The sequence below is a fragment of the Flavobacterium xinjiangense genome, assembly GCF_900142885.1.
Classification (GTDB): Bacteria; Bacteroidota; Bacteroidia; order Flavobacteriales; family Flavobacteriaceae; genus Flavobacterium; species Flavobacterium xinjiangense.
The window spans coordinates 258,378-270,452 of record NZ_FRCL01000005.1 but is presented as its reverse complement, the minus strand read 5'-3'; the positions used below and the strand labels follow the sequence as shown (position 1 = coordinate 270,452).

Here is a 12,075-nt window from a genome sequence, read left to right as displayed (position 1 = left end):
TACTGAATTTCAATACATTAAATTTACGAAAAAATAATATTTGTTTAATAACTATTCTCACCAAAATAAAACATCAACTCTAATAAAACTCCAAAAAACAACTTCTAAAAAACTTTAGACATATTTATTTAAACCCTTAAGAGCCTTTACCTTTATCTCCCTTTTAATTTAAAGATTGTTTAAGAACGCTTTACAAAATTCATCTCAATAGTCCGGCGATCTGTTTAAAAAAGCTTTTCTTTTACTTCTCGTACTTCCCGCCTCAAATCCATTAGTACCTCTTTCAAGCTTTCCGGACTCAAATCATCCGGTTTAAATTCTTCGGTAGCAAGACTGCAGGCAAATTCCCAAATTTCAAGAATTTCAGAAGCCTTAACTTCATACGACTTATAATAAGCATTGTCCGAATGAAGCACTAAGGCATTTTTTCCGTTTTTGTTTAATCTTTTGTAAACAATTCCTTCGTTTTTAGTCAGCAAAATATACGTCTTCCCATCCATAACATCCCCCAGTTTTTCTACATAACGACCTACAATGAAAAACCCACTTTTATGCGGTGGCATAGAATCTCCATCAACAGGAAAAGCCCTGAATTTGCCATTGCGTAGCCACGGTAACGAAATGTGCTGCAGGTTTTCAATAAATTCAGGGTCGGAATAGCCCGTAAGATAACCCGCTCTCGCTTTATGAGGAACAATTTCAATAAAACTCTCCCCTTCCTTATCCACCGTAATGGGCAGCAATATCCGGTTATCCTCGAGTTTTAACAAATCATCTATGGGTATTTTCCGCACATCTACCGATAGCAACAAGTCAATACTAATGTGGTAATAATGAGATATTTTCTTTAGTATTTCATAGGGAGCTTCTGAAGTCCCATCTTCATATTTAACGTATCTCCCTCTGGTTATTGCAAGTGACTCCGCAAGTTTTTCCTGAGAAATTTTCTGTTGCACCCTAAGGTTCCTGATGTTGTCGGAAAATAAAGACATGTTGATTTTGTTATAATTTGTAACAACAAATATAAACATTTTTGTTACAATCTGTACTAATTTTGTAATGTATAAAAGGAAGATGATTATGGAAAGAGCAATTGTACATATGGATTTAGACACTTTTTTTGTGTCGTGTGAAAGACTGGGAAATTCAAAACTGGAAGGAATCCCTTTAATCATTGGCGGTGGTGACCGCGGTGTAGTGGCTTCCTGTTCTTATGAGGCCCGCACCTTCGGGGTACGTTCTGCAATGCCTATTAAAATGGCACTACGCCTCTGCCCGCAGGCAAAAGTGATGAAAGGCGATATGGAATTGTATTCCAGATTATCACATGATGTCACTGAGGTGATTCAGGAGAAAGCCCCAGTCGTGGAAAAAGCCAGCATCGATGAATTTTATCTCGATATTACCGGAATGGACAAATTTTATGGGGGTTATAAATGGTCTAACGAGCTGGCACAATCCATTACCAGAGAAACCGGTTTACCTATAAGTTTTGCGTTATCTATAAATAAAACAGTCTCTAAAATTGCCACTGGAGAAGGGAAACCACTGGGAAACCTGGAAATACCGGAGAATAAGGTCAAGCAATTCTTAAATCCATTATCCATCCAAAAAATACCTATGGTGGGTGATGTAACGTTTCAATTATTATCCCGAATAGGAATCCGCACCATCCAGACACTTTCAGAAATGCCTGCAGAAGTATTGCAACGAATGATAGGCAAGAACGGCATCGATATTTGGAAAAAAGCCAACGGTATCGATAATAATCCCGTGGAACCCTATACCGAGCGAAAATCAATTTCGACGGAACATACTTTTGATCAGGATACCATTGACATCCCAAAACTGAAATCAGTGCTAATAGGTATGGTCGAAAAATTGGCTTTTCAGCTGCGATCAGAAGAATGGCTGACTTCAACGGTGGTCATCAAAATACGGTATGCCAATTTCGACACAGAAACCAAACAATGCAAAGTACCCTATACCTCAGCCGATCATATTCTGACAAAGAATGTTACAGATTTATTTGATAAATTATACCAGCGCCGCATGCGACTGCGATTAATCGGAATTCGTTTCAGCGGACTCGTCAGAGGGACGTACCAAATCAATATGTTTGAGGATACCGAAGAAATGCTTTCACTGTATCAAGCAATGGACCGAATGAAAAGCAGATATGGTTTTGACGCTGTTATGCGTTGTGCCGGAGCAACATTCAAACCCAATAACAAGTCCGAAATTTTAAAACGCAAATTATAACACGATGTACCTCAACTGTCATTCTTTTCATTCCCTGCGCTACGGTACCATTCCGCTCAACGAACTGATACAGCAGGCTGCTATTTGTGGAGTCAAAACAATGGCATTAACGGACATCAACACAGTCACCGGGATCTATGATTTCATAAAAGGCTGCGAAGAAGTCAACATCAAACCACTAGTTGGTATCGAATTTCGCTGCAACCATAAATTGCGTTATATCGGGTTGGCCAAAAATGCAAATGGTCTCGCCGAAATGAACCGCTTTCTGACCAAACACAATTTCGAAAATAGCCCTTTGCCACTGGTTGCACCATCATTTAATGACGTATGTATTATTTATCCATTAGAAAATCTACCAACAGTATTAAAAGACTATGAATATGCCGGAACTTCTCCAGAACAGCTTCTTAAATTGTTTCTCCCGGAATGGAGTGCCCGACTTGACAAAATGGTGGTGCTACAATCCGTCACATTCCGGACCAAAAGAGAATTCAATCTGCATAAAATCCTTAGGGCTATTGATACCAATGTTATTTTGTCAAGACTTACTGTAGCCGATTATTGTAAAACATCTGAACTGATGATCCCTTTGGACGAATTGCTGGCCAAATTTGAGGAGTATCCGCAAATCATCGAAAACACCAAAAAATTATTGGATCAGTGTAATTTTGAATTTGATTTCAAAACTCCCAGAAACAAAAAATACTATTCCGGAAGCCGTGAAAGTGACATGCTGCTTTTGACAAATCTCGCTTATGAAGGATTATCAAAAAAGTATGGCACCAATAATCCGCAAGCAAAAGCAAGAGTAGAAAAGGAATTAAAAGTGATTGACCAGCTAGAATTCAGTGGCTATTTCCTGATTACGTGGGATATTATTCAATACAGCATCAGTAAGGGATTTTTGCACATCGGTCGAGGAAGCGGCGCTAACAGTATTGTAAGCTATTGTCTTGGCATTACTGCCATCTGCCCTATTGAACTGGATTTGTATTTTGAACGCTTCCTGAATGTGAACCGCAAGAGTCCACCCGATTTTGACATTGACTGGTCCTGGAAAGAACGCGACACCATTCTTCGATACATTTTTGATAAATACGGCTCCGATCATGTCGCTTTTTGTGGAACCAATGTGGAGTTTAAATACCGCTCGATATTCCGGGAAGTGGGTAAAGTTTTTGGTTTACCCAAAGAGGAATTAGACCAATTGGCTAAAAACCCAATGCTATTACATGATAAAAATCCAATCGTAAAACTAGTACAGGAATACGGCATGCTGCTCGAAAAATACCCCAATCAAAGAAGCATGCATTCCTGCGGCATAATCATTTCGGAAGAACCCATTACCAATTATACCCCTCTAGAAATGCCTCCAAAAGGGTTTCCTATTGTCTTGTTCGACATGCACATTGCCGAGGATATCGGTTTTGAAAAATTTGACATCCTTAGCCAACGTGGTATTGGTCATATCGATGATAGTGTAAAGCTAATTGAGAAAAATCGCGGAATCAAGGTCGATATCCGCGATACAGCTTTATCAAAAAATGAGGCTAAGGCGAATCATTTTCTAGGCCATGGAAAAACCATTGGATGTTTCTATATCGAAAGTCCGGCTATGCGTGGTTTATTGCGCCGTCTCAAATGCGATAACTACAAAACCCTTGTTGCAGCTTCATCAATTATTCGTCCGGGTGTCGCCCAATCCGGTATGATGAAAGAATACATCTTCCGGCACAACCATCCCGACAAGTTCGAATATTTTCATGATGTTTTTAAAGAACAGCTCGGCGAAACCTATGGGGTTATGGTCTATCAGGAAGACGTGATAAAAATCGCTTTACATTATGCAGGCCTTCCGGCAGCCGATGGGGACATTCTGCGTCGGGCTATGAGTGGCAAGGGACGCTCGAAAGCAGCATTGCAAAAAGTGAAAGACAATTACTTTGCCTGTTGTGCACAAAAAGGTCATCCGGTGAAGTTGAGCGAAGAAATATACCGACAGATTGAATCCTTTGCGGGCTATTCGTTCTGTAAAGCACACTCTGCTTCCTATGCAGTCGAAAGCTACCAGAGTCTCTACCTCAAGGTACACTACCCTATTGAATTCATGGTAGCCGTCATCAATAATCAGGGTGGTTTTTACCGTACTGAAGTATATATTCACGAGGCACGTATGTCTGGAGCTACCATACACAATCCCTGTGTAAATAAGAGTGAATACGAAACTACCTTATATGGTATCAACGTTTATCTTGGCTTCATGCATCTAGAAGGTTTAGAAAGTAAGGTAGCGCATGTTATAGTTACAGAGCGGGAGACACATGGTGAATTCAAATCTTTGGAAGATTTCATCAACCGCATTCCAATAGGTATTGAAGGCATACAGATTTTAATTTTTATTGGGGCCTTTCGCTTTACCGGCAAAACAAAAAACCAGTTACTGGTGATTGCCAGACTCATTATGGTCAACTTCAAATCCGAAAATAGAAACCTAATGCTCCTTCAGGAACCAATCAAAGAATATACGTTGCCAATACTCGAGCGATCCGCTTTTGAAGATGCTTTTGATGAAATAGAGCTCTTGAGTTTTCCGGTTTCCTGCACTCCATTCGATTTACTTCAGACAGAATATCGGGGACAGGTAATGGCCAAAAACTTATTAAGTCACCATAAAAAAACCGTAAAGATGCTGGCCTATCTTATTTCCAGAAAGCACGTACCTACCAAAATGGGAGCTATGTATTTTGGAACCTGGGTTGATCATGAAGGGGAATATTTTGACACCGCACATTTTACAAATAGCCTGGAAAAATATCCTTTTCAAGGCGGTGGGTGTTACCTTCTTCTTGGAACTGTTGAAGTGGACTATCATTTCCCTACAATTACCGTTATCAAAATGGCTAAAATGCCCTTCATCCCTGATCCGCGTTATTCCAACACAAGTGACAGGCAATATAAAGTACACGAACAAATTCAGGAAGATGTCAGCATGACCCATAGGGCACCTTATCCGCAGGAACATGAAATTAATCTGCCGAGGCATAAAATGAGTACATGATACTAAAAAAGCCCTTTCTAGACTGCACCCAAAAAGTCAGACAATTTTATAGTTATTACTTTACTATTTTTTTACTGATTACGCCTTTATCAGTACTTATTTTCACTACGTAAACACCTTTTTGCAAATTAAACGGAATTTCTACTGTATCTCCATCCGGCACTTTTTTTACAGTACTTAGCTGTTGACCTACGATGTTATAAATTGAAACTTCTTTAATATCTATTGCCTGATTTTTACTAATACATAATTTCTTTTTTATTTCATTATTGTATACTATCAGCATCGATTCCGGTAATTCGTTTTGTTTTACCGATAATGATTTGTCTGTTTGAAAAGCCAATTCAAAACGTGTATTAAAAGTCCCTGCTGGCAAATTAACATCCGCAGCTTTTTCAGTAATGTCATAGTAAACTGAAGTTTCCTTATCGTGTATATATATTTTTTGATTTGCAGGTAAAAATTCTGAGCTATCAACTGTAAATTGAACATTACCTATTGTATCAGTCTTAATTCCCAATGGATACACTTTAGAAACGTCAAATGCTCCGACACCTTGTATAGTATATTCCCAATCATCTATCAGGAAATATAAATCGTTAGCTTGTGTATCTATTTGATAACCATCATAACCTTTATCAAGTCCATCAGTTGCTAAATCATTCATAAAACCAATTAATAATTGCCTGTGATAATTTTTAGCTGTATTAAAACCTAATCTGATTTTTGTGTTATAATTATTGTAAACTACATCATTACTGTTCTCATTGAAGTGGTTAACAGGAGCCATTGGATAATTCTTTTTTGGCACTATTTTAAATAAGGTATTGGATATAGGGACAGCTAAATCATCTATATCATTTTCCTTAACAAAAGCCCGTTGATTATTATTAAAAATAATAGGTACAGCTCCAACAATTCCCAGTTTTCCCAATACAAAAAATCCTTGACCAACAGGAATATATTGATAAGATAATTTAGTACTTGTTCCCACTCCGTTAATACCTATCGGAGCCACCGGCCCAGTTCCTCCAGTTAATGTTAATGTAGCATAACCACCGGTGTATCCTCCCAATATATGAGTATTATTGTCTGGGGAATGTTGCCAGAAATAAAGTTCTCCGGTAATTTCGCCATCAATAGTATTAATATTATCACTAATAAATGTATAAGCATCTAAAGCTGAAGGATAAGGATTTCCTACCAAAAATAAGTTGTCTGCCAAAACAGAATTACCATTAATAAGTCCATTAAACGGTTTTCCTACAAACGTATAATTTTGAGTTAATGAATTGCTGGAATCTACTGCACCTGCACCCTTGAAAATAAATCCTTGAGCAGGGAGAATTGGGTCTGTGATTTCATCAAAATGTATCCAATCAGCATATTCAGTTCCATTCTGAAATTTATACAGCCAATACCTAGCTAAACTTATAGGTGTGGTTTGACTACCGTTATAACCAGTAACCCAATTTATATTTTGAGGTGTTGTTGTGGAACCATCTTTAAACACTCCGTTTACGGTATAATTATTATTATTGGAGCTACTATTTATTGGCCCCACAGGGGATGACCAATAATTATAATTATACTTATTAATAGTTCCTTGTTGGCTTCTTTTTATAAAGCCTTTACTCGTTGGGTCCAATTCGCTATTGAGAGTCTGCACTAATTGAGAACGATCCTTTAAGTCAATTAAACCGTCTAATTTTAAGTAATTAGAAACCTCTATTTTAGTGTTATTACTTGCCAATAATGTTTTGTAGGTTACAGAATCTGTACCTTCAACAAACAATCCTAAAAGTGTTTTATTACCAGTTGATTCTACATTATTTAATAGTTTTACAATATTCCCCTTTACAACAGGTTGCGGTGTTTGATTTACAATAGAATTATCATTAGGAATGGTTTGCAAGGAACCGTTTTTCCAAATGGCCGAACTACTCCACAAACCATCAGCAACAGTTTCATAAGGTAATGGTGCGGTTTGGGTATTTAAAATTTGTTTGTTTTTATTCAAATATTTAATTCGAAGAAAATTGCGATCATCCGTTAATCCCTCCACGGTAGTACCATAAAAGGAATTAAAATCGTAATATGCTTTAAGCTTAGTCCAAGGAATTGTTTTGACTGAATTCTTAGTGATATATTGTGGTATAATTTTTCCATTTACGGTATTATCTGCGTATTTCACAAATTCCTGATTCATCAAATAATTTATCTGATCAGAAGATAATGCCATATCCCAAATATGAATCTCATCTATTTCTCCTATAAATGGATTAATAATATTATTTTTATCAATATAAAGAGAACCAACTGAAAATCTGGTATAATTAGGTGATGGATTTTGCAGATTAAAAGTGGAAGATTCTATAACTCCATCTATATAAAAATCAGCGCTTCCCACATAGTAAACTGCAACAATATTATGCCATTTACCATCTGCAACAGCTGTATTCGAAACAAATCGTGATGCGCCATCCCATAATGCCTCAATTTTATTCTGAGCGTTTAATCGTATTTCTAAATTAGTCCCCTTGCCAAATATGGTTTTATTAGTGGCATTTGAACCATCATTTCTTATCCAACATCCAACTGTAAATGAACCACTATTTAGATTTAAAGCATATTCCCCCACTAAAAAATCTTTGTCAATGATGCTGGCAGTACTTTTTACTAATTGTTTTGTCTCCACTTTGAGTGCTTTCCCAAAAGTAAAATACTTAGTACCGTCAAAGTCATACCAGGTTTGCAAATTACCAATTCCATCTGATTTCAGTGGAATTATATCAATGATATCTGCATCGTTAAAATTAGGATTGTCACTAACAATTAGGGCATATTCTTCATTAGCTAATTTTGGAAATGCACTAAAAGCGGCTACTGGTATTCCTACAAAAACATTTTCGACGTCACCATCCACATCAGTTTTAGTTTCAACAATTTTCCATTTTTTATTAATTCGAATTGTCGACGTTGTTATTCCGCTACTAATTGTTGTGGTATTAGAACCACTTGCTGTATAAGTCCCATTATCAGAACCCCAAACTAAAAAATCACGGTCTTTTTTAAACTGATTAATATTTGCACTATTGGTCGCAGCTATTACACCTAATCCAATAGTTACTTCATTCGAATCATAAATGCTTTTTGACTGCTTCTGATATAAATCTGAGTCAACATTTCTGCCAATACCTGCAATGTTATAATTAAAACCCACATTATTTGTACTATTCCAAATGATGTTTCCCCCAGAATCAATGTAGTTTTTACTAGTGCCATTTACGCCTAACGTGATGCCATATTTTATAGCTAAATACGTTTCTATCTTTGGACGATCTGCATCTGGAACACGAGAAGCATAGGAAATAACCTCTGCCACTCGACCATTAAGATTACCATATGTTGGTTCATTCAAATTTTTGCCTATATTGTAAGGAGTACCTTTCCACAATCCAGCATCATCATAACCCAAATTGCCGTAAGTAAGACTTGCACTGATGCTAGTTTGATTGCCAATAGTATTAGAATTAAATAATAAATCCATCCCAGCTGAGGCAGTTGTCGTTTTATTTCGCGTATTGATAATCCCAGCCTTAGTATAATCACCTAAAGCGTCCGCAACCGTAAAGTAAGGTGAATTTGTTGTTTGCCATTGGTTGAACCATAGTTTTTCGTTTGATAGACGGGAGGTAAAATTACCTAATCCAATTCCTGAATGCTCATTAGCAACCACAGGATAAGAAGGATTTGAAGCGGAGGTTCCAGAGATTATCGTCATTGGAGCTCCCACCGCACCATCAGGTTCCATTACTATAAAAGTTTCATGAGTATAGTACCCGTTTTCTATGTTATACATAAATTGATTGAAACTTGAAGTCCCATCATTTTTAAATTGCACCACAGGATTGAAATTGATATTACTACTTGCTGCATCAACAAAAGTTGGTTGATTCGCCACCGTCGTCTGTGAAGCATCCTTACCCAGTGAACCTAAATCTTTCCATAAGGCTATTTTAGTTCCTGAAGCTAAATTTATTCCCCTCGTGGCTTTAAGCCAAAGTCTAAAATCTGCATTTATACCCCCCGGACCTGTCACCGTGGGGTTATATGCTTCCCCTTTAACCACAAAACTATAAGGGTTTTTAGTTGCGTCATTGTTAGGTATTGAGATAATAGCCCATTTAATCCCAGTAGATTGAGGGGTAAACCGAACCACTAAATACGCAACTCCTCCCGGATTAATGGTAGATGCGGTTAATGCAATTATAGTAAAATCAGGGGATTGTAAACTCGTTTGCGGATTGTAAGTTAGACAAGTCAATGAACCAAGGGTCAAAGGACAAGTTCCCGTATTAGTAATTGCATAAGTCCTAGTAGTAGATGCCAATACATCAACAGTTCCGTATAACGTTCCCGTACTTGAGGTAGGAACTGTTTGTCCATTAGGAACAGGTTGCGTTGGCGTACCACCTAACACAGAAATCGACGGAGAATTGGTATAGGTAATTATAAAAGAAAATGTTGGATAATTTTTCCCATTAGAATTAATAGTAACGATGGTAGATTGCGGCGAAGAATTACAGGCAAAATTATTTTTTCTTATTTTAAATACGCTGGTCTCACCTTTTTTAATATTGAATTGAGTAACGGGAGAGGAAATTACAAAATTGGAATTACTTAACGTGACCTCTGGATTTGCTAGTGTCAATGAAGGATTACCCTGAGATGGAATATTAGTAATCGCAAATGCGATTTCTGTTGACGCACCAAAATTTACCGTTCCCCCATTAGCAATTTCTATTGGCGGGTTTCCATAACTGACATGAATTGTTGGATCAGCTTGAGAAAAAAGCATTACGGACCAGAGAAGTACAAAGGAAAGCAGTAATTTGTTAGTGGTATTTTTTTTCAAGGTGGTATCTTTATTAAATGTGCAACAGTTAACATAATTAACGCCTTAAAATTAAAAAAATTAATACAAAAAACAAACATAATTACAAAATTTAATCGTTTAATTACAATATTTACCGATGAAATGCGTTTTGTAGTCATTTTCACAGATTCTTATTAACTATTTCCATAGTTGATTAACAATTGACAAACCAAAAATCCAATACTTAACAAGCAATAAAATAAATATATTTACTATTATTTCTTATTTCAAATATGTAATTCATAAATATTGAGACAACTAACATCAATCAATAAACCTCGAAAAAATTGCAAAAATCTAATTTTTCAGATTATTCACTTCAAAAGCATCGTCATAAAGAAATAACGTCCATTTTAACAATCCTGTTTTTTTATTAAATTTGTTCCAAAATCATTTGTTTATGGAAATACGAATCGAAGCTATCCAAATTGCGGAATCATTCAATATCAAAAAATTTCGCACTGATTTTCGTACCGAAGTACATTCGGGATCTACTTCCGAAGTATTTTATGCAATGGAAGATAAGGACCGTTATCTATACGTTTTTGATTATGGGGTGGTGGTTTTCGCCAATTATGATGCGGTCGCCAAAAGTGAATTGATCAGTTTTATAAAAAATTACGCAACTAACTTGGTCGATTTGGATTTATTCGAAGAATACCGAATTGAAACTGACGATAATTTACAAAAGGTTGTTGTGAAAAACAATTATGTTATTTTTCCACAAGTTGATTCTTCTATTTTGCGTATTGTGATGCTAAACATTGGACAATCGGTAGCATTAGATTATTATGAAGTCCTAACCAATGAACTTATCACCTCTTCAAAACATTATATTCTGGAATTGGAACAACGCGGAAAACTTAGTATTTCAAAAACCAATTTACTTAAATACATAGGTAAAGTTCTGAATGTAAAAAACAGTATTGTTGACAATTTGTATATTCTGGACGATCCCAATTTAGTTTGGGATAATGAGGAACTAAATCTCCTTAACCGACATCTAAAAGTCAATTTTGACATCAATACCCGATTCAAAGACCTCGATTACCGCCTTCAAATCGTAGAAAACAATCTGACACTTTTCACCGATGTACTGAACGTTAGAGAAAGCTCCAGACTGGAATGGGTTGTAATTATTTTAATTGCCCTTGAGATTGCAATCGCCTTGTTTTTTCATTAAAAGCGAACAAGACCCTTTACTGTTTAAAAAAATAAAAGACATTGTAAATAGTTAAGATTTACTTTTCAAAAGCTCTAAAGTCAGATTAGAAATTACAGAATTATTGTCTTCTAAAATATCTCTTTCAATAGCAAACTGATCCCTTTTCTTGATCAACAACCAAGTGTTTTCTTTTTTAGTTTTTAGTTTAACCAAAGTAAATTCCCCTTTTAATTTCTTTCCCTTAAGGATAAAACTAAGGTGTCCTTTTTGCAAATCTGATTTTAAAATAGTTTCAATATTATCGTTATTTTGTTCATCAGCCAAAATATAAGTCCCGTTATCCCAAACAATAACAGCTCCAGCACCATAATTACCCTCTGGAATAGTACCTTCAAAATCCTTGTAACTGTAGGGATGATCTTCTACCATAATCGCAAGCCTTTTCTCCTCAGGATTCATTGACGGACCTTTAGGTATTGCCCAGCTTTTTAAAACACCATCCATTTCTAACCGAAAATCATAATGCAAATGTGACGCAGCATGTTTTTGTACTACAAAAATCAATTCCTTTGAAGTTTGATTGATAGTTTCTTGCGGCTCCGATGTTGCGCTAAAATTACTCTTCTGATTGTGTTTTTTTGAAGGCAT

The 12,075-nt window shown here is 36.3% G+C and carries 6 protein-coding genes; 3 read left to right on the top strand and 3 right to left on the bottom strand.

What is annotated here, in order from left to right:
• Nucleotides 1-224: 224 nt before the first annotated feature.
• Nucleotides 225-992: an XRE family transcriptional regulator gene (locus tag BUC23_RS08450; protein WP_073208468.1), complete on the bottom strand. Its 768-nt coding sequence runs from the start codon at nucleotides 990-992 to the stop codon at nucleotides 225-227.
• 88 nt (nucleotides 993-1,080) lie between these two features.
• Between BUC23_RS08450 and dinB the strand changes: the two genes are divergently transcribed.
• Complete coding sequence (dinB, locus tag BUC23_RS08445) at nucleotides 1,081-2,262, top strand: DNA polymerase IV (protein WP_208609313.1); 1,182 nt, start codon at nucleotides 1,081-1,083, stop codon at nucleotides 2,260-2,262.
• Between the two features lie 4 nt (nucleotides 2,263-2,266).
• Nucleotides 2,267-5,323, top strand: coding sequence for a DNA polymerase III subunit alpha (locus BUC23_RS08440; RefSeq protein WP_073208387.1), 3,057 nt, complete (start codon nucleotides 2,267-2,269; stop codon nucleotides 5,321-5,323).
• Between the two features lie 55 nt (nucleotides 5,324-5,378).
• Here the strand turns inward: BUC23_RS08440 and BUC23_RS08435 are convergent, their stop codons facing one another.
• Nucleotides 5,379-10,241: a DUF8202 domain-containing protein gene (locus tag BUC23_RS08435; RefSeq protein WP_139259801.1), complete on the bottom strand. Its 4,863-nt coding sequence runs from the start codon at nucleotides 10,239-10,241 to the stop codon at nucleotides 5,379-5,381.
• A 421-nt stretch (nucleotides 10,242-10,662) separates the two neighbouring features.
• Between BUC23_RS08435 and BUC23_RS08430 the strand changes: the two genes are divergently transcribed.
• A complete protein-coding gene (locus BUC23_RS08430; RefSeq protein ID WP_073208381.1) occupies nucleotides 10,663-11,445 on the top strand; it encodes an RMD1 family protein in 783 nt (260 codons plus the stop codon).
• Nucleotides 11,446-11,496: 51 nt separating this feature from the next.
• Here the strand turns inward: BUC23_RS08430 and BUC23_RS08425 are convergent, their stop codons facing one another.
• Nucleotides 11,497-12,075, bottom strand: coding sequence for a DNA polymerase ligase N-terminal domain-containing protein (locus tag BUC23_RS08425; RefSeq protein WP_073208377.1), 579 nt, complete (start codon nucleotides 12,073-12,075; stop codon nucleotides 11,497-11,499).